The organism is Lujinxingia sediminis (assembly GCF_004005565.1).
Taxonomy (GTDB): domain Bacteria; phylum Myxococcota_A; class Bradymonadia; order Bradymonadales; family Bradymonadaceae; genus Lujinxingia; species Lujinxingia sediminis.
In genome coordinates, this window is record NZ_SADD01000001.1 from 514394 (window position 1) to 533865 (window position 19472).

Genomic DNA, 19472 nt, shown 5'->3' on the forward strand with positions numbered 1-19472 from the left:
GAAAGTTATTGACGGGGGAGGCTCCGGGCCAGCACCAGGGCGTGAATTTTTTCGACGCCGACCTCTCGAAGGGCGTTGGCGGCGGCATCCAGGGTGGCGCCGGTGGTGAGTACGTCGTCGACGAGAAGGACGCTTGTCCGGGGACGAGGGGTGAGCCGGGCCTTAAAGGCGTCGCGAAGGTTGGTGCTTCGCTCGATCAGTCCCAGGCTTGCCTGGGCGCGGGTCTGACGCGTTTTGTAGAGCGCAAAGAGTGCCGGTTGATGGTGGGTGCCTTTCGCCCAGCACCTGGCGAGCAGGGAGGGGAGATGAAAGCCACGTTGACGCAGGTTTTCGCGACGCGCAGGGACCGGAATGATCAGCGAGGGGGGGAGTGCGCGGAGGGTGGGCGCGATGAGCGCAGCGGAGACGTTGAGCAGCGATTGGGCGGCGACGAGATCGCCGGAGTATTTGATGCGCCGCAACGCCTCGGAGACGGCTCCCTCGTACTCCCAGATGGCCGTGGTGCGGGTGATGGGCGAGTGCGGCCGACGGGCGCAGCCGAGGCAGCCGGCCAGCGAGGGGAGGGAAGCGTAGGGAGAGCGGCTCAGCGGCAGTGGCAGGGCGCACCCCGGGCAAACGCTGTATGGAAGCAGGTAGCTGTCCTCCTCGCAGATCGCACAGAAGGCGCGCTCAAAGAGCGCCGGCTCCTCGCACGCGGCGCAGCCGGGGGGAAGGAGGCGATCAACGGCGTGCTGAAGGAGGTGGACAAGGCGATGAGGCACGGTAGTCTCCGGGGGCGGGCCGAGTGTGTGGATCTGTTATCGTGGCGGCCGGCCGAAGTTTGCGTGTCCCCGGGAGTTTGGAGAGATCGATGAAGATCAGCGTTGTGGCGATGGGCAAGATGCGAGACGAGCGTTTTGGCGCGCTCGCCAGAGAGTACCGTGAGCGTCTGGCGCACCATCTGCCGGTGGAAGACGTGGAGGTGCGTGAGGTGCGCGTCAGCGGTAACGATGTTGCCGGCGCACTCGCTGAGGAAGCCGAGGCGATGCGCAAGGCCTCGCCGGAGCCCGCGCTCACCATCGCGATGACCGAGGGAGGGAAGCAGATCGACAGCGCTGAGCTGGCCGAGTGGATGGACGACTGGATGGTCGGTGGCCAGCGCCACGTGGTCTTTTATATCGGCAGCGCACACGGGCTGGATCGGCAGTTTATAAAAAGCTGCGACCGGCGACTCTCGCTCTCGAAGATGACCTTCCCCCATGAAATGGCGCGCATGATGTTGTGGGAGCAGCTCTACCGGGCGATGACGATCATTCGCGGTGAGCCTTACCACAAATAAGAATCAAAAAAGCGCCCCGGCAGCCTGGCTGCCGGGGCGCTTTTTTAATGCTGTGTGCTCATGGTCTCGCAACGCACATCGCGTTGAGCCGAGGGCTATCGGGCTCCGAAGGCTTCGCCGTCGAAGTGGCCGTAGAGCTCTTCGGGAGCGTCTTCCAGCTCAAGTCGCGGAGCCTCCGACCACATGCGTTCCAGGTCGTAGTCCTTGCGGGCGTCCTGGTGGAAGATGTGCACGATGATGTCGCCGTAGTCGAGCAGAGCCCAGCGGCCGGTATCCAGGCCTTCGGTGCCCATGCTCTTGCGGCCCGAATCACGCATCTCGGAGTCGACCCGGCGCGCCAGCGCCTGAACGTGACGCTCGGAGGTGCCGGTGGCCACGATGATAAAATCGGTGTAGCTCACCCGGCCGCGCAGATCGATGACGGTGGTGTTGAGCGCTTTTAAGTCCCAGGTGACCGCGGCGATGCCACGAGCGACTTCGAGCAGCTCCTGATCGATGTCGGACTGGGTGGGGGGCGGGGTGGAAGCGGCGCTATCTGTCTTCATTCCTCTCCTGGTCAGGTTTGCCCGGAGCCTAAAGGCGCCGGTGACCTCGTCAACCCTCGCCGGCTGGGGAGGGCGTTGAGGTGAAATCGCGGGTCACTCCCGGATCTGTCCCGTACCTAACACAACGAATTTGGTGGTCGTCAATTCCTTTAAGCCCATCGGGCCGTAGGCGTGCATGCGGGTGGTGCTGATGCCGATCTCGGCGCCAAGGCCAAGCTGGCCGCCGTCGCTAAAGCGCGTCGACGCATTAATAAGTACCACCGAGGAGTCCACCGCGTCGATGAAACGCTGAGACTGGGCATAACTCTCGGTGAGAAGGGCCTCGGAGTGGCGGGAGCCGAAGCGATCGATATGCGCGATGGCCTCCTCGAGGTCGGCGACGACGCGTACCGCGAGCTCCAGGCTTAAGAACTCGGCGGCATAGGCGTCGTCGGTGGCCGGGATAAAGTCGATGTCGGCCGCGCGTGCGATCGCGGCGCTGGCCGGGCAGAGGTGCAGGCGTACGCCGGCCTGTGAGAGCGCTCTAAGGCAGCGTGGCACGTGCTCGTTGAGCGCGCTCCGGGTGAAAAGCAGTGTCTCGGCAGCATTGCAAACGCCCGGGCGCTGCACCTTGGCGTTGAGCACCACCCGCTCGACCGTCGCCGGGGTGGCCGAACCATCGACGACCACGTGGCAGACGCCCTCATCGTGTTTGATGACGGGAATGCGGGAGTGCTGATTCACAAATGCAATCAGCCCTTTGCCGCCCCGGGGGATGATGACGTCGATCGCATCACTAAGCGTGAGCAGGTGGGCGGTGGCTTCACGCTGGCGCGTCTCGACAAAGCCGATGGCCTGGCAGGCCTCCGGCGGAAGCGCGCTCTTCTGAAGTCCTTCTCGAAGGGCGGTGACCACAGCCAGGTTGGAGGCAAAGGCGTCACTTCCGCCTTTGAGCATCACGCCGTTGCCGCTCTTTAAACAGAGCCCGGCGGCGTCGCTGGTGACGTTGGGGCGGGCTTCGTAGATGATGCCGATGACGCCCAGAGGAATACGCTTTTTCGCGACCTGGAGGCCGTTGGGGCGCATCCACATCTCATCGTAGCCCCCCAGGGGATCGGGCAGGGCGCGGACCTCGTCGAGAGCGCTGGCCATCTGTTCAATGCGCTCGGGGCTCAGGCGCAGGCGATCGATGAAGGACTCTTCCAGGCCATTGGCCCGGGCGGCTTCAAGGTCGGCCTGGTTGGCGCTGAGGATGGCCTCGGTGTGGGCGCGCAGCGCATCGGCCATGTGCGCAAGGGCATCATCGCGCAGGGCACCGGGCTGGCGAGCAAGCTCGCGGGCGGCTCGACGCACTCGGTGGGCCTGCTCGTTAAGCTGGGAAGGATCAAAAAGGTCGGTCACGGAGTACTCGCAAGAGTCGTTGGGTCAGAAGCTCAAGGCCCCCGGAGTGCGCCTTCGAATGAGGCTGTGCGGGGCTTGCGCACGGGACGATAGCGCTAACGGCGGCGTAATTGAAGGGGAAGCGCGGTGTGTCAAACTTTTCTGCTTGACTTGGTTAGGTCGGCGCATACGGTATGCCGCGTTAGCACTCCCCCCTTGAGAGTGCTAAGGAGCCGCATCGGCCCCTGTTTTCCAACACTCAACGTGTTTCTTAACCCATTCTACGAGGTGAAGCGATGAAGATTCAGCCCCTGTACGATCGCGTCCTGATCCAGCGCGTGCCCAGCGAAGAAAAGACGTCGACCGGTATCATCATCCCCGACACCGCCAAAGAGAAGCCCCTTGAAGGCATCGTGCGCGCCACCGGTAAAGGTAAGCCCGGTGACGACGGTAAGCCCGTCGCGCTGCAGGTCAAAGAAGGCGACAAGGTCCTCTTCGGCAAGTACTCCGGCACCGACGTCACGATCAACGGTGAAGAGCACCTGATCCTGCGTGAAGAAGAGATCCTGGCGGTCATCACCGACTGAGTCTCACTGCCTCCTCGCGCACCAGTACAGGGCGCGAGAGATGTACTGCGTATGAATCTGGCTCGCCGGATGCGGCGAGCAACCTAACCGAAATTTCAGGAGACAGATCATGGCCAAAGAGATCATTTTTGATACCCGCGCGCGCCAGCGCATCCTCAACGGGGTTAACACCCTTGCCAATGCTGTGCGCGTGACCCTGGGGCCGAAGGGCCGCAACGTGGTCATCGAGAAGAGCTTCGGCGCTCCGCTCATCACCAAAGACGGCGTGACCGTCGCCAAGGAGATCGAACTCGAGGACAAGTTCGAAGACATGGGCGCCAAGATGGTCAAAGAGGTCGCCTCCAAGACCTCCGACACCGCCGGTGACGGTACCACCACGGCGACTGTGCTGGCCCAGGCCATCCTGCGCGAAGGCACCAAACTTGTGACCGCCGGTCACAACCCGATGGAAATCAAGCGCGGCATCGACAAGGCCGTCGCCGTGGTGGTCGAAGAGCTGCATAAGATGGCCACCGAGACCAGTGAGCGCGGTCAGATCGCGCAGGTCGGCACCATCTCGGCCAACAACGACGACTCCATCGGTAACCTCATTGCTGAGGCCATGGAGAAGGTCGGCAAAGAAGGCGTCATCACCGTCGAAGAGGCCAAAGGCCTGGAAGACGAGCTGGAGTTCGTCGAGGGGATGCAGTTCGACCGCGGCTACCTCTCGCCCTACTTCGTAACCGACGCCGAGCGTATGGAAGCGACCTTCGACAACCCCTTCATCCTGCTCTTCGACAAGAAGGTCAGCTCGATGAAGGACCTTCTGCCCCTGCTGGAGCAGGTCCACGGTCAGGGCAATCGCCCGCTCTTGATCATCGCCGAAGACATCGACGGTGAAGCGCTGGCGACCCTGGTGGTCAACAAGCTGCGTGGCGTACTCAACGTGGCCGCGGTTAAGGCGCCGGGCTTCGGCGACCGCCGCAAGGCCATGCTTGAAGACATCGCCATCCTCACCGGTGGCAACGTCATCAGTGAAGAGCGCGGCATGAAGCTCGAAGCCGCCACCCTTCAGGACCTGGGCACCGCCGGCACCGTGACCATCACCAAGGACTCCACCACCATCGTCGGTGGTCAGGGCACCAAGGATGCAATCACCGGCCGCGTCAACCAGATTAAGGCTCAGATCGAGTCCACCACCAGCGACTACGACCGCGAGAAGCTCCAGGAGCGCCTGGCCAAGCTCGTCGGTGGTGTGGCCGTGATCAAGGTCGGCGCCCAGACCGAGATCGAGATGAAGGAGAAGAAGGCCCGCGTTGAAGACGCCCTCAACGCCACCCGCGCTGCCGTCGAAGAAGGCATCGTCCCCGGTGGTGGTGTGGCCGTGCTGCGCGCCTCCAAGGTGCTCGACGGCCTTGAGCTTGAGCGTGAGCAGGCCTTCGGTGTCGACATCGTGCGCCGCGCCGCTCAGGAGCCCATCCGCCAGATCTCGGCCAACGCCGGTGTGGAAGGCTCCATCGTCATCCAGAACGTGCTCAGCAAGGATGGCAACTACGGCTATAACGCCCGCACCGACGTGTACGAAGACCTCGTCCAGGCCGGCGTCATCGACCCGGTGAAGGTGACCCGTACGGCGCTTCAGAATGCGGCCAGCATTGCCGGTCTGATGCTGACCACCGAGGCGATGATCGCCGAGAAGCCCAAGGCTGGCGACGACGACGCCGGTGCTGCTGGTATGGGCGGCATGGGTGGTATGGGCGGCATGGGTGGCATGGGCATGATGTAAGCCCTGTGTGCGTCGGCTCCGCGTTGAGTGCAACGAGAGCCCACGCCACCCCCGACGCCTTAAAGCGTTGAAAGGTCCGCCCCCCGTGAGATGCTCGCGGGGGGCGGTTTTTTTATGGGCGCATTTGCGCCAGAAGGTCGCGCTGTGGTCTCGCGTCAGCCTTGAACTCCTTCCACAAGGAGGCGATGGACCGTGGGGATCTCGGGTGCTAGATTCGTGCACCCGCGGTCCTGCGGGTGCACGTGGTGTGTTGAGCCAGAGAGTTTGCATGTCCCACCCAGAAGCTGAGACCCGGGCGTTTCGTGAGCTGCGCGCCGGGGTTCTCTTTGAAGGAAAATACCGCATTATGCGGCCGCTGGGGGAGGGGAGCTTTGCCACCGTGGTGCATGCGCGTCATGAGGTGATGGACCGTGATGTGGCGCTGAAGTTTTTGCGTCCCGAAGTGATGGCGGCTCACCCCGAGGTGGCCGAGCGTTTTATCACCGAGGTGCGCGTGGCCAGCCGCCTCAAAGACCCGCATACGGTGGCGATCTTCGACTTCGGGACCACCTCCGATAGCATCCCCTACATGGTGCTGGAGTACGTCGATGGGCGTACCCTCGATGAGGTTATTGAAGCGCGGGGGGCGTTGGGCAAGCGCCGATCCATGGAGTGTTGCCTGCAGATCCTGGCAAGTCTGGAGGAGGCCCACGCCCATCATGTGATTCACCGCGACTTGAAGCCGGCCAACCTGATGGTGGGGCGCACCGCCCGGGGGGGCTGGACCGTTAAAGTGCTGGACTTCGGGGTGGCCAAGCTGGTGGAGCGCGCCGGGGAGACGATTCAGACGAGCTCCGGGCGTCAGTCCACACAGTTTATCGGGACGCCGCGTTATATGAGTCCTGAGCAGATCCTGGGTCAGAAGGTCAGCGCCTCAAGCGACCTGTACAGTCTGGGGCTGATCTTTTTCGAGATGTGCACCGGCCGGGCGTGTATCGCCGAGACGAGTGTGGCGAAGGTGGCGCGCTTTCACCTGGCGGAGGAGCCGCTTCCGCTCCATGGCATTGAGGAACTGCCGGAGGCGCTTCAGGCCATCATTCACCGGGCGACGGCGCGTCACCCGCAGGCGCGTTACGCTTCGGCCCGGGAGTTTCGCGAAGAGCTGGAGGCGATCCTCCAGGGGCGAGCGCGCGGAGGCTCATCGTACCCCTCGCTCCCGCAGACGCCCGCATTGAAGTCGGAGCCTTCCGAGGCCTCCGCCGATGTGTTTTCTGGCAAGGGGTACGTGCCGCTCCCGGAAGATTCCGAGTCGGAGGCGTCCTCCGCAGCGCAGCGAACGCCCTCGGGCAACATGCGCCGAACCACCGGGATGCGCCGAACCACCGGCGTACGCGGGATCAGCAGCGCGAGCAGCACCCCGCCTCCCCAGCGCACCGTCTCACAGTCGGGAAGTCTTTCGGTCGGAGAGCTTGATCTGGACCTTCACTCGGTCGCACGTCAGCAGCATCAGCTCGCAGCGCGGCAAACGCCCAGTGTGGATGATCTTCGCCAGAGTCAGGACCGAGCCGCCAGTCACGCGCACTGGCGGCTGACGTTGGCGAGCAGCCTGGGGCTCGTGCTTGTCGCTGCGCTCTCCTTTGCATTGGTCTCCGCAGCGGCCACTCCCCTGGGAGGCGCCACACGTGCGGTGGTCGGTGTGTTGCCTTTTCTTCTGGCCTTTCTGTGGGTAGCCTTCTCCAACACGTTGCACTTTCCCGATGTGACCCGGCGATGGCTTCTGCCCTGGCTCAGGCGTACGTCGGCGGCAAGTGCGGTGGGGCTGGTGGTGATTGGCCTTGTATTTCCAGCCGCCGCTGCCGCCGCGCTACGCAATGAGGCGCTGTGGTTTCTGGGAGAGCAGGTCAGCGGCGCGCCCCTTTTTCTGCGTTTGACGATTGGCTCGCTGGCCGGTGCGTTGGCCGGGCTCTATGAGCTGATGGCTGGCCTGATTCCCTGGGCCTGAACTCCCGAAACGAGGATAGGATGAGCAGCCCGCATCGACGACTGCAACAACTTATCCGCCAGGGCGATCTTCTGGTGGGACGCTATCGCATTGGTCGCCGTGTGGGAGCGGGGGCCTATGGGATGATCTTCAGCGCGGTTGACGAGATCACCACCGAACGTGTGGCCATTAAGGCGATTCCTCCGGCCGATAGTCAGAGCTCGGAGACGGCCATCGGGCGTTTTCAGCGCGAGATGAAGGTGGTGCGCGCGCTGGTGCATGCCAACATCATCTCGCTCTATGACTTTGGGCGCACAGACGATGGCCTGATTTTCATGGTGCTGGAGTACGTCGATGGCGAGACGCTCGATAAGGTTGCGCACGCCTCGCCACTCTCGCTGGAGGTGGCCTCCGATGTGACCCGTCAGATCGCGATGGCGCTGGAGGTAGCCCACAATGCCGGGGTGATTCACCGCGACCTAAAGCCGGCAAACGTGATGCTGACGCCCACGCGCTACGGCGGCTACCGTGTCAAGGTGCTGGATTTTGGCATGGCCAAGGTGCTCTCGCGTCTGGAAGATGAATCGATCGTCGATCTGACGCGCGAGGGCATCGCGGTGGGAACGCCGCGCTACATTGCCCCCGAGCAGGCTCGCGGGCTACCGGTCGGACCGGCAGCAGATATGTACGCGGTGGGCCTGCTCTTCTACGAGATGCTCGCCGGTGAGCAAGCCGTGCGCGCGTCGAGCGTGGAGGACGCCATCAGCGCGCATGTCTCCCGAAAGCCTCTGGAGCTGGCGCGCCTGAGTGAGATTGACCCTCGAGCGCACGGGGTGCTTCGAGCGTTACTTGAAAAAGATCCCGAGCGACGGCTTCACAGCGCCGCGGCGTTGCTCAGCGCGCTCGACCGACTGGAGCGCGATCAGGAGGTCGTCCCCGCGCTCAACATCTCGGACGTTCGGGATGGGGCGCTGGGTGAGCAAGTCGATATCCTGGCCAGCGTCGACCCTGATGAGTTTAAACGAAAGCGCAGCGCTGGCGAAGTTGTCGGCGGTCTGTTCGGGCGTGGCGACGCGTTGGAGCTGGATTATGACGCCTACCGTGAGCACGCCCCCCGTGAGCGCGACCCGGTGGCACGCCGCCGCCAGCTGCGCTTTGACCGCTTCCTGAGATTGCCGCGCTCGACTGCGGAATGGGCCGAGGTGTGGTTGAGCCTCATCGCCTTCCCGATGGCCTTTTTGATGATTGGGGCTCAGGCCAGTGAGCTCGACCACCTGTTGCGACTGGGGGTTTCGGTGAGCCCCTTTGTGCTCGCGCTGGTGTGGTCACTGGCCTCGCCATCGAGCGACTGGTCGGGCTCGCTGGGGCGGTTGACCTGGCTTTTAAGCCTGGTCGGTGCCGGGGTAGCCCATGCGCTGGGCCCGGCGGACCTGGCCGGCGCCATGGCGCGCGATCCGGCCTGGTTTGCGCGCGGCATCGACCACCTGGCAGTGGTGCAGTGGGTGGGGGGCGTTGCCACCTGGTTCTCGCATCACTGGTCTACGCTTGTGCAGAGTTTGCTTCAAAGCGCATCTCGCTGAGGGCCAGAGTCCTTTCGAAGGGCGCGGGGGGGAATGCGCGGGGAGATGGCGCGGTTGAGGGCGGCGTACCCATCAAGCGCGGCACGACGGCCGGCTTGACACTGCTCCGGCGTGGGTTGTAGGCCAAAGCGCGTTCTTTCGTGCCAACCCATGCCCCCTTTATTACCCCGGGAGATTTCATGCTCTTTGAGAAACGCCGACTGATCGGGCTCGCGCTCGTTGCTGCTCTGGGAGGCGGCGTCGTCGCCTGCGATTCCTCCTCCACCAAAGACGAGGCTGCGCCCAACGCCGAGGCCGAGCTCGCCGAGGAGGAAAAGGCCGAAGGTGAAGCTGTCGCCGAGGAAGGTGCCGACGCCATCCCCTCGCCAGAGGACATTCCCCTTGAGGAGTTGCCCTTCCACGCCACCGGCCCCGTTGCCAAAGTCAACGGCAAGGATGTTGGTCATGAGACGTTTAACGAGATGGTTCGCCATCGCGCCGCGCGTCTTCCCGAGAAGGTTCCCGCGCAGATGCTCGAGATGCTCAAGTCGCAGACCGTCGACCTGGCCATCGACCACTACCTGGTCGAGAGCACCCTGGATGAGGCCAAGGTCGTCGCGACCGAAGGCGACGTCGAAAAGCTCTTCAATGAGTTTCGCGAGCGCTTCCCCAACGACGCGATGTTCCGCGGCTACCTCCAGCAGATGGGAATTGAGGAAGCTTCGCTGCGTGAGAATATGGCGCGTGACGCCCGCCTGGAGAACTACCTGGCGGATAAGTACGACCTGGAAGTCCCGGCCGAAGAGGTCGAGACCTACTACAACGAGCATACCGACCGCTTTACTCGCCCCGATGAGGTTCGCGCGCGTCATATCCTGATCAAGGTGGAGCGCGGCGCTGACGATGAGGCCGTGGCCACCGCGCGCGCCAAAGCCGAAGAGGTGCTCGCCATGGCCAAGGCCGATGGTGCTGACTTTGAGGCGCTGGCCAAAGAGCACTCCGAAGGCCCCACCGCCCCGCGCGGTGGTGATCTCGGGTTCTTCGGCAAAGATCGCATGGTCCCGGAGTTCTCCGAAGTCGCCTTTACGATGAACGCCGGTGACGTTTCGGATCTGGTGCGTACGCAGTTCGGCTTCCACATCATCGAGGTCGTGGAGAAGCGTGAAGCCGCCACCGCGCCCCTGACCGAAGTCGCCGAGGCCATCTCGGTGGAGCTTCGTCACCAGCGCCGCACCCAGCTCTTCCAGCGCATGCTGACCGAGCTTCGTGAAGCGGCCACCATTGAGCGTCTCGATGATAACATCACGGTCAACGAGACGATGGCTGCCGCGCCCTCCGAGATGGCTCCGGGCATGCCGCAGATGAACCTGCCCGGCCAGGTGGCTCCGCAGCAGCAGGGTCAGAAGGCGCTCCCCGGTCAGCAGCAGGGAAGCCGTCAGCTTAAGCTCGACCCGAGCCTGCAGCCCTGATGGCATCGCCCGCAGGGGCGATAGCGATCGACGTTAAGAGTATGACGCCGTGAGCCAGCGTTGACGCCGTGTCTGCTGCGTTGAGAGCACCTCGGGCAGCGTTGCAAAGCCCCGACGATGCGAAAGCATCGCCTTAAGTTTCGCGCCTTGCCCGAGACGCTTTCGGCTTCGCAGCCGTCGACCTCAACTTCTGCTCACGGGGTAGTAAGCCCCGGCGCCTGATGGCGTCGGGGCTTTTGGGATCTTGGTTGCGATACGCCCCGGTCGCTGCTGCAACGGCTCGGCGCCAGGGGGGGGGGCGTGAATCAGGGCGTGGACGAGCCGGGGAGGACATCGACCTGAGGCGACGCATCGGCGTTTTTCAGGTCAGGCTGGCCGGCGGCCCGGGCGAGTGCCTCGTAGGCCTCTCGGTAGCGCCGGCGCGTCTTGTAGACCTGGCCGGCGAGCAGGGGATAGAGCTCGGTGGAGGTGATGTGGGCGTCGTCGCCCAGGTGATCGAGCTGGCGAGCAGCACCTTTGAGGTCTCCTGAGAGCATCAGCGCCAGGGCATGCACAAGCCCCCGGCGACCATCGTAGCCCTGGCGGGGAGCCTTCTGTTGGGCATAGAGCGCATCGAGGACGGCTCGCGCGCCGTCTTCGCCCGACGCGCGGTGTGCGAGTTCGGCGAGAGGGTCGGTGGGATCAGCGAAGGTGCGCCGCGCCGCCGGCACGATGGCGCGGGTGTCGGCCTCAAGAACATCGAGGAGCTCATCGAGCTCACTATCAAGGTTACGCGCTTCGCGAAGCCCCCGCTCCAGCAGGATCGCCTCGGTAAGCTCGGCCTTACCCGCCACCCAGGCCGCCCGACCCAGCCGGGCGACCCGCTGCGCGCTCCAACGCTCGTCGTCGGGCCACCCGCTGAGGTAGGGGCGAATATCCCCGTAAATCTCACCGCTGAAGTAGTGACTCGAGAAGAAGAGTTCGCCAATCGAATAGAAGATCAGATCGTGAGGGGCGTTAAACTCCAGCAGCCCATTGTCGTCGGTGTTGAGCTCGGCGCCGGCGGCAAATGCCTCCATTTCGGCCTGGTTCATGAACATCAGCCCGTAGAGTTCGGTGATGTCCTCAATGCCCACCCGCTCAAGTTCCGCCCGCACCGACGCGATGGACCAGGCTCGCTCAAAACCCTCCGGGGGAAACTCCAGCGGGTGCTCGCTCCCGATCAAGATCAAGTCGGTGCTTTTGGCCTTCGATGAAAAGGCGTGCACATGCGGGAAGGCCGCCAGAAATGTGGCAAAGACGCGCCGCACATTATCCGGGTGAAGCTCATAAAGTTGGACCCACTGGCCGTAAACCCCGCCTGGATTGAGCTTCTGGCGGACCCGCTCAAAGTACTCGACCGTAAAGAGCGCGGAGACCCCGGCGATCCAGGGGTTGGAGGGCTCGGACACGATGACGTCATAGGTTCGCGGGGTGTATTCGAGGTAGTTGCGCCCGTCGCTCTCAATGAGCACGTGCCGCGGGTCGTCGAGGGGGCGGTGGTTAACGTGCTCAAAGAAACGTGAGGCCTCTACCATCGTGGCCTCAATCTCGACGACCTCCAGGCGCTTCAGCGGCCATTGCAGGCTGGCACCGGCGGTCACACCGCTGCCAAATCCGACCATCGCGGCCTCTTCCTGCCCGATGGTGAGATGTTCGGAGGCGCTACGCGCCACAAAGGGAAGAAGCCCGACAAGAATCTGAGTGTCCATGTCGGCGCCGTCGCTGGCCTCGGGTTTGCCGTTGGCTTTGAGCGCCACGCCGCCCCCGCGCCGCTCCACAGAGGTCGTCGCGGTAAGTCCGTCCTCATAGTAGAGGATCTCCGGGGTGCTCGTCTCAAAGCTCGTCGGACTGTAGACCTCGCGCGCCAGATGCACGCGAAACATCCCCGCGCTCAAACGCGCCCGATCGATGGGGGGCGCCACGACAAAAAGCGCAAGACCGACCCCCAGGGCCAGCGCCATCGCCAGCGCACGCGGCCCGTGGCGATGCTGGTAGAGCTCCATCGCCGACAGAATCATCGCTGCGCCCAGGTTGATCAGAATCATCGCCGCGATGGCCTTCTGCATGCCCAGCCAGGGCATAATGATGAAGCCCGCGGCGAAACTCCCCACAATCGACCCCGCCGTATTGAATGCATAGGCCGTGCCCACCTCCTCGCCGGTCTGCTCCACCCGGGCGTTGACCGCACGCACCACCACCGGAAAGCTCATGCCCTGAAAGAGTGAGGGCAAAAACACCACAAGCGCCACCAACGCGAACTGGTACGCATAGATCTCACCGACACTGGTGATCGTCTCCCGGGCGCGATCGTAGAGAAAGCCTGGAATGCGATCGAGCACATAGAAGCCCACCGTGGCGCTGGAGGCGACCAGGGCCTGCAACATCGCAAAGACGAAGATCGGCCGGCGCACCCGATCGATGACTCGCGCAATCACCACGCTCCCCAGCGCGATGGCGATGAGGATCGCTGTGAGCACAAGCGTAAAGGAGTACGTCGAACTTCCCAGCGTGATCACGTAGGCACGAGTCCAGAGCACCTGGTAGCTCATCGCGACCACGCCGCTGATGCCGAAAAGGATTAGCGTCAGTCGCAAGGCCCAGCCCGGAAGCGCCGCTCCAGGTACCTCATCGCTTTTGAGCGGAGCCGGATCGCGTACGCGTGTGTCCTCAACATGACCATCGAGCAGGGCGTCGGCGCTGACGCCTTCCTCGATCATCTTGAAGCTCGCCAGTACCGTCGCGCCCAGCGCCAGGTTGACCGCCACGAAGATCAGGTTGGTGGCCTGCAACCCGAAGCTCGGCAGGAGCACAAAGCCCGCCAGAAAACACCCCAGGCAGGCTCCGAGCGTGTTGGCCCCGTAGAGCAGGCCTATGCTGCCGTGAAAGATGCGCCGGCGATCGGCCAGCCACTGGCTGACCAGCGGGAGCGTCGCCCCCATCAGCGTGGTTGGAATCACCAGCACCGCAAATACCGCCGCAAATCGCAGCAGACTAAAGAGGTAGAAGTCGCTCATAAAACGCTCAAAGAGCGGCGCATAGAGCGAGGGCAACACGCCCAGAAGGAGAGGCACGAGCAGAGCGTAGATCCCGATCGAACCCTCCAGGATTCCGTAGAGTTTGAGCTGATTTCCCACCCTCCGGGCCAGGCGACCGCCGAGTACGCTACCCAGTGCAAGCCCCGCCATAAACGCGGTGAGAAGCGTGCTGATCGCAAAGCTCGTCGTACCGAAGACCTGCTGGAGCATCCGCGCCCAGATCACCTCGAAGACCAGGGAGCTGAACCCGGAGAAGAGAAAGAAGATGTAAACCAGCCGATGCACCACGTGCTCCTTGGCGCGGCGAGTGCGCCGCGAATGAAAGATGCGGGGAGCTTAGCGGAAGTTGTGCGCGGCGTTGAGGCTGGAAATACGCGCTCTGCGTTGACGGTTGGAAAGGCGTAGGCTAGGGAAAGTTGAGTTTGTTGGTCGGAATTGTTCCGAATAAACCTGATAAAACTGGTCGAGAACATCGATGCGCCTTTCAAACCGCGCAATATACGGGCTTCGCGCCATCTTTGACCTGGCCTACCACAGCGGTGGCGAGTCCACCCAGGTACGCGAGGTGGCCGAGCGGGCGCAGGTCCCGGTACGCTTTCTCGAGCAGATTTTTCTCGATCTTAAACGCGCCGGATTTGTGGAAAGCAAACGCGGCCCGCGCGGTGGCTACCGCCTTGTCGCGGAGCCGGCTGCGCTGACATTGGCCGAGGTTTTTGGCGCGCTCGAAGATCTCCCCGAGCTCCCCGATGTGCTCGTCGACGAGGTTGAGGACAGCGCCGCGCAGGTGCCCGATGTGGTCTGTCAGGAGATTTTTGCAAAAATGATCGATCTGCTCAGCGAGGTCACGCTGGCTGACCTGATCGAACGCGGCGAAGAGCTGGGGTTCTCCCGGCAGTGCTACGAGGGATTCACCTATGTCATCTAAGTCCGCCAACGCCACGCCGAAGGCGCCTGTGGTCGAGCGTATGGATCAGCTCGTGGGTAACACACCGCTGGTGCGCCTCAAGCGCACCGGGGAACCGAGAGGGGCGACGGTTTATGTGAAGATGGAGCAGTTTAACCCCAGCGGCAGCCTGCGAGATCGCTACGTGGCCGAGATCCTGGAGCGCGGCATTGCCTCGGGCAACGTCGTCGAGGGGGATACCGTGGCGGTGGCAGGCCTGGATGACTCCGCGGTGGCCGCCGCGCTCATCGGTGATGTGTTGGGATTGAAGACCCGCGTCTTCGCTCCGAAAAACGCCAGCCGGCGCCTCTTCGACCTGGTCGTGCGCTACGGTGCGACCATCGAGTGGACCTCGGCAGACGGTGGGTTGGCCGAGGCCATCGAACAAGCTGCGGGCTGGGCACGCCAGGCCTCCGATCGTCTTTACGTCGACAGCTACCGTCGTGAGGCAGTGCGCGACGCCTACGCCGCCATGGCCAGCGAGGTGCTTACCGCCCTTGATGGTGCACCACTCGGAGCCTTTATCACCTCGATTTCCACCGGCGGCACCTTCCGCCACGTGGCCCGCGAACTGCGTGAGAGCTATCCCTCGGTGCGCATGGGCGGTGCCATTCTGGGAGATCTGGAACTTCCTGCCTTTAAAGAGCATCGATTCAACGAGCTCGCTCGCTTCTCCATGCGTGAGGCGTTTGCGCTTCGCGATGAACTCGCCGCGAGCGAGGGGATCCTGCTGGGCCCGAAAGGGGCGGCCTGTGTCGGGCTGGCCCTCCAGCTGCAAAAAGAGCTGGGGCCCGAGGATGTCATCGTGGCGCTCAACCCCGATAGCGGCCAGCGCTACCTGGGTTGGGAGCAGGAGCTCATCGATCCGAACGACCGCTAGCGTCCCCCGGAGCATCGCTCCGACTCCTCCTTGTGGGGAGGTTTAAGTGATTGAAACTCAAAAGACATCAGGAGATATCATGAGCGTTAACGTCCGCATTCCTACCCCCCTGCGTAAATTCACCGAAGGTCAGGACATCGTCAGCGTGGAGGGCAGCACCGTCGGTGAGGCGCTGGCCAATCTGGCGGAGGCTCATCCCGAGCTTAAGGCCAAGATCTTTGGAAATGACGGCAGCGTTCGCCGCTTCGTCAACATCTTCGCCAACGAAGAAGATATCCGCTTTCAGGATAAGCTGGAGACCTCGTTGAGCGATGGTGACTCTCTTTCGATCGTGCCGGCGATCGCCGGTGGCCTGCGATGAGCGTCAACCCTGCATGGACCGGACGTCTGCAGGCCACGCGTCCACCCCAGCGGCGTGAGTCGCTGGTGGATCAGGTCGGCAACACGCCGCTTGTGCGTCTGCGTAAGGTCACCGAGGGGCTTCCCGAGGCGGTCGAGGTCTGGGTGAAGCTCGAGAGCATGAACCCGGGCGGCTCGGTCAAAGACCGCCCGGCGCGCCAGATTTTGCTCGACGCCTTTGAGCGTGGCGATCTGGGTCATGGTCAGATCCTCATCGACGCGACAAGCGGCAACACCGGCATTGCCTACGCCATGCTCGGCGCGGCAATGGGCGTGGAGGTCCGGCTGGTGATGCCCGAGAATGTCTCCCCGCAACGCAAGCATATCGTGGAGACGTTCGGCGCGAAGATCATCTACAGCGATCCGATGGAGGGCAGCGACGGGGCAATTCGCCTGGTGCGTAAGCTTGTGGCCGAGGACACGGAGGGGAAGTACTTCTACGCCAACCAGTACGGCAATCCCTCCAATCCGCGCGCCCACGAGCTGACCACCGCGCCCGAGATCTGGGCGCAGACCGGCGGGCGCGTCACCCACTTCGTGGCCTGCACCGGCACCTCCGGAACGGTCATGGGAACGGGGCGAGGGCTCAAAGGGTTTAGCGAGCAGATCCAGGTGATCGGCTGTCAGCCCGCCGATGCGTTTCACGGGCTGGAGGGGCTCAAGCATATGCCCAGCTCCATAAAGCCCGGGATCTACGATGAGTCGCGGCTCGACCGACTGATGTGGCTGGAAACCGAAGACGGCTGGGATATGGCCGAGCGGATGGCCGCCGAAGAGGGCATCGCCTGCGGGAACTCCGCCGGTGCCAGCGTTTTTGCTGCGCTGCAGGTCGCCCGTGAGCTTGAAGAAGGCGTCATCGTCACTGTGATCTGCGATCACGCCGACCGATATTTTGGAGAGTGATCCGATGGCTTCATCATCGACGACGATTGACGCCCGCTGGACCCCGGCGTTGCTCGATGAGCTGACGCGCTGGGTATCCGGCGCGTATCCCGAGGAAGGCTGTGGGCTGATCTTAGAAGGGGATCAGCGCGCGTGGCGTTTTCACCCCTGTGAGAATGTCGCCGATAAGTACCACCGCCTCGATCCGGAGCAGTACCCGCGTACTGCGCGGGACTTCTACATGATTGATCCGATGGAGTTTGTGCGCGCCGATGAGCGTGGCGAAGCTCTGGCGGTGATCGTGCACAGTCATCCCGACGTGGGCGACTACTTCAGCGCGGAGGACATCGCTGCGGCGACTTTTCCGCGCGATAGCGAGGAGGAGCCGCTGGAGCCGATCTATCCCGACACCGACTACCTGGTGGTGTCGGTACGCCAGGGGAAGGCCGATGGGGCCACGCTCTTTCGCTTTGATGAAGCGCTGGGGGCGTTTGCCAGCGTGAAGCGATTTAGCGAACAGGAGCTCAGGGGCATGGCGGCGCCGGTGGCGTAGCCTCCGCTTCGGTGGTCGAGCTGGTTTCGCCGTTGGCGATCACAAGCTCGCCCTGAGCCACCGCCCGGGCGTAGACTGCGCCGCAGCGGGTGGTGGCAAGTTGCTCGACGCAGCTTCCTCCAGCAAGCCCCAGCATATCCGTTGAGGCGCTGATCGGGGCCTGACCGCCTTGAGGATCGTGGAGACAAATCTCCAACTCCGGTGAGGCGATGGCCTGCTTTGTGGCGCAGAATGCGCGACTCAGCGCGAGAAGCTCGCGCGTAGCAACACACATCGAAGGCGCCTGATCCGCCGGGGGAGCTAAGGTTGAAGAAGCCGCTCGAAGGCTCCGTGCGATAAGCTCTGCGTGGAGGTCGAGATGGCGAGGGGGGGAGAGCGGATCGTTCTCGTCGTGTTGTGCAACCTGCGCCAGGAGAGCATCGATGGGGTGGGCGCGCATCCAGCCGCTTAAGGGCTCGACCGACCACCAGCCAAAACGCTTCACGCCGTCGACTTCCACGGCGTGAAGCGGGGAGAGGAGCACGCGCCCCTGGCGTCGAATGCTCTCGCGCAGCCGTGTCCGGAGCGTATCGTTGATGCTCAAAGCATCGAGTCTCTCGATGCTGCGAGGGTCGATGGTCGTGAAGGGAATACGCTGTTGGGAGGCGCGCCGGAAGATGCGCGCGACGGTGAGCATCTGGCGGCCGTCTTGCTGTTCAAGAAACTCGGCGGTGAGGGTGTCGAGGAGGTGGCCGTACAAGCCGCCGAAGGCGGCGGTGGCAACCGCGGGAACTTCCCCCAGTGGGAGCGCATCGACGCGGTCGCCCGAGAGTCGAAGATCGACAAAGACCTGGTCGCCTCGCTGCAGCGAAGCGGTGACTACGGCGCGGGGCTGGCTGAGTACCGGTCGCACTCCCAGTCGGTGCGCATTTCGGAGAACGCTGCGATCGAGCTTGCGAATAAACGCCGCGGGCATCATCGCGTTGAGCTCGTGCATCACCGCGTTGGCCGCAAGGCTATCTGCCGCCTCGCCGTCGACGGCCGCACTGGCCAGTTCTTCGGCGTACGTCTGCAAGGCGGAGAGTGCTGCCTCGGCGGCGGTCTTCGATCGCCTGGCAAGCCAGGCATCCGAGGACCAGCCCGGCATCAGCGTGACGCTGAAGTGTTGTGCGTCGAAGGAGAAGATGTCGAAGTTCGTGGCGCTGCGGTAGAGGGTTTGGGTCCAGCGCTGTTCCCGCGCGCCGCTTTTCAGCCGGAAGCTGAGTTCCAGCGATTCCAATGCGTCGATGGGGATGGCCTGCCCGCGACTTGATTGGTCGCCGACGAAGAGAACGGGAATGCGGCCTTGTTTGCGCATCGAATCCGGCTCAAAGCCCAGCGTCAACGTGCGGTAGGCGTAGCGTGATAGGGGACCGGAGACGGTCAGATGGCTGATACGCTGCGTGTCTTTGAGGTGGCTCGAAAGCTCAACCTCAAGCGTGGTGGTCCAATCTTCGGGGAGCTGCTCGTGATGCGCTTGCGCCCGAGCCGGCGTCATCCCGACCAGGGGCGCGGCGATGGGATCGACGGCGATGAACTCGCCACGCTGCTCGACTTCGACCCAGATATGGTCGCGAAGTCGCGCAATGAGCGCGGCATCGAGTCCGGGCTCACGGGCTGCTACGGCTTCACCCCGGCGCTCCACTCGCGCGCTGGAGGCGAGTCGAGTGAGCACCTCACGGATGTCGCTGTCATGCAGCCGACCGGTGGCAAATCGGGTGGTGTGGCCGGAGCGTCTGAGTAGCTCGCGGGTCAACAGGGCCTGGTCCACCGCGTTCGCGGAGCCAGCGATAAGGGTGCCCTGAACCCCGCGCAGCGCTCCGGTATAGGGCTCAAACGCGATGGTGTCGCGAACCCAGCGGTAGATGTTGCCCGGTGAGTGAGGACGCGGGATCTGATTCAACGCCTCGTCGAGGGTCAACGGGCTGGCGTGCGCGTCGGGTTGCTGCAGAGTTCGGGCCTGGCGCCGAAGTTCGGAGATACGCGCCTTGAACACACCCAACTCGGTGGGGGAGAGCGCCGGAGCTTGCGCGCCCTCGGCGGCCTCCTGAGCGGCGAGGGGCGCCGCCCAGACTGCCCACATCATGATGATGAACGCTCGTATCAGCGTTGCCCCGCGGGGCGACCCGGTCTGTAGGAATGTCTCGCGCATGCCTCGCCTCGTCTCAAAAACGTCCAC

The 19472-nt window shown here is 63.6% G+C and carries 16 protein-coding genes; 11 read left to right on the plus strand and 5 right to left on the minus strand.

The genetic code is table 11. From position 1 onward, the window contains the following. Window positions 1–5 precede the first annotated feature (5 nt). Window positions 6–761 carry a ComFC family protein gene (locus EA187_RS02100; RefSeq protein WP_164855905.1) on the minus strand — a complete coding sequence of 252 codons (756 nt, stop codon included), beginning with the start codon at window positions 759–761 and terminating at the stop codon, window positions 6–8. Between the two features lie 89 nt (window positions 762–850). On the opposite strand from EA187_RS02100, the gene EA187_RS02105 reads away from it, so the two are divergent. Next, window positions 851–1318 (plus strand): 23S rRNA (pseudouridine(1915)-N(3))-methyltransferase RlmH, encoded by a 468-nt coding sequence (locus EA187_RS02105; RefSeq protein ID WP_127779014.1) that lies wholly within the window; start codon window positions 851–853, stop codon window positions 1316–1318. Window positions 1319–1413: 95 nt separating this feature from the next. On the opposite strand, the gene rsfS is transcribed toward EA187_RS02105, so the two are convergent. After that, on the minus strand, window positions 1414–1863 hold the full coding sequence (gene rsfS / locus EA187_RS02110) for a ribosome silencing factor (protein WP_115603150.1): 450 nt from the start codon (window positions 1861–1863) through the stop codon (window positions 1414–1416). A 93-nt stretch (window positions 1864–1956) separates the two neighbouring features. After that, window positions 1957–3243: a glutamate-5-semialdehyde dehydrogenase gene (locus tag EA187_RS02115; RefSeq protein ID WP_115603149.1), complete on the minus strand. Its 1287-nt coding sequence runs from the start codon at window positions 3241–3243 to the stop codon at window positions 1957–1959. A 275-nt stretch (window positions 3244–3518) separates the two neighbouring features. On the opposite strand from EA187_RS02115, the gene EA187_RS02120 reads away from it, so the two are divergent. From EA187_RS02120 to EA187_RS02140, 5 genes are all read left to right on the plus strand, one after another. After that, window positions 3519–3809 carry a co-chaperone GroES gene (locus tag EA187_RS02120; protein ID WP_115603148.1) on the plus strand — a complete coding sequence of 97 codons (291 nt, stop codon included), beginning with the start codon at window positions 3519–3521 and terminating at the stop codon, window positions 3807–3809. 109 nt (window positions 3810–3918) lie between these two features. Beyond that, window positions 3919–5574 (plus strand): chaperonin GroEL, encoded by a 1656-nt coding sequence (gene groL / locus EA187_RS02125; protein WP_115603147.1) that lies wholly within the window; start codon window positions 3919–3921, stop codon window positions 5572–5574. Window positions 5575–5842: 268 nt separating this feature from the next. Beyond that, window positions 5843–7555 (plus strand): serine/threonine protein kinase, encoded by a 1713-nt coding sequence (locus EA187_RS02130; RefSeq protein ID WP_115603146.1) that lies wholly within the window; start codon window positions 5843–5845, stop codon window positions 7553–7555. Between the two features lie 20 nt (window positions 7556–7575). Then, a complete protein-coding gene (locus EA187_RS02135; protein ID WP_115603145.1) occupies window positions 7576–9114 on the plus strand; it encodes a serine/threonine-protein kinase in 1539 nt (512 codons plus the stop codon). 179 nt (window positions 9115–9293) lie between these two features. After that, entirely contained in the window at window positions 9294–10562 is a 1269-nt protein-coding gene (locus tag EA187_RS02140) for a peptidylprolyl isomerase (RefSeq protein WP_115603144.1), read from the plus strand. Window positions 10563–10867: 305 nt separating this feature from the next. Here the strand turns inward: EA187_RS02140 and EA187_RS02145 are convergent, their stop codons facing one another. Next, window positions 10868–13903, minus strand: coding sequence for a fused MFS/spermidine synthase (locus tag EA187_RS02145; RefSeq protein WP_127779015.1), 3036 nt, complete (start codon window positions 13901–13903; stop codon window positions 10868–10870). 190 nt (window positions 13904–14093) lie between these two features. On the opposite strand from EA187_RS02145, the gene EA187_RS02150 reads away from it, so the two are divergent. From EA187_RS02150 to EA187_RS02170, 5 genes are all read left to right on the plus strand, one after another. Further along, complete coding sequence (locus EA187_RS02150) at window positions 14094–14543, plus strand: RrF2 family transcriptional regulator (RefSeq protein ID WP_115603142.1); 450 nt, start codon at window positions 14094–14096, stop codon at window positions 14541–14543. Next, entirely contained in the window at window positions 14533–15441 is a 909-nt protein-coding gene (locus EA187_RS02155; protein ID WP_127779016.1) for a pyridoxal-phosphate dependent enzyme, read from the plus strand. Before EA187_RS02150 ends, EA187_RS02155 begins: the two co-directional genes overlap by 11 nt. 79 nt (window positions 15442–15520) lie before the next feature. Next, on the plus strand, window positions 15521–15802 hold the full coding sequence (locus EA187_RS02160) for a ubiquitin-like small modifier protein 1 (protein ID WP_115603140.1): 282 nt from the start codon (window positions 15521–15523) through the stop codon (window positions 15800–15802). Continuing rightward, window positions 15799–16743 (plus strand): PLP-dependent cysteine synthase family protein, encoded by a 945-nt coding sequence (locus EA187_RS02165; protein WP_127779017.1) that lies wholly within the window; start codon window positions 15799–15801, stop codon window positions 16741–16743. Before EA187_RS02160 ends, EA187_RS02165 begins: the two co-directional genes overlap by 4 nt. Window positions 16744–16747: 4 nt before the next feature. Continuing rightward, window positions 16748–17275 (plus strand): M67 family metallopeptidase, encoded by a 528-nt coding sequence (locus EA187_RS02170; RefSeq protein ID WP_115603138.1) that lies wholly within the window; start codon window positions 16748–16750, stop codon window positions 17273–17275. On the opposite strand, the gene EA187_RS02175 is transcribed toward EA187_RS02170, so the two are convergent. Continuing rightward, window positions 17247–19445, minus strand: coding sequence for a transglutaminase domain-containing protein (locus EA187_RS02175; protein WP_127779018.1), 2199 nt, complete (start codon window positions 19443–19445; stop codon window positions 17247–17249). The two genes, EA187_RS02170 and EA187_RS02175, sit on opposite strands and share 29 nt — an antisense overlap. Between the last annotated feature and the right edge of the window lie 27 nt (window positions 19446–19472).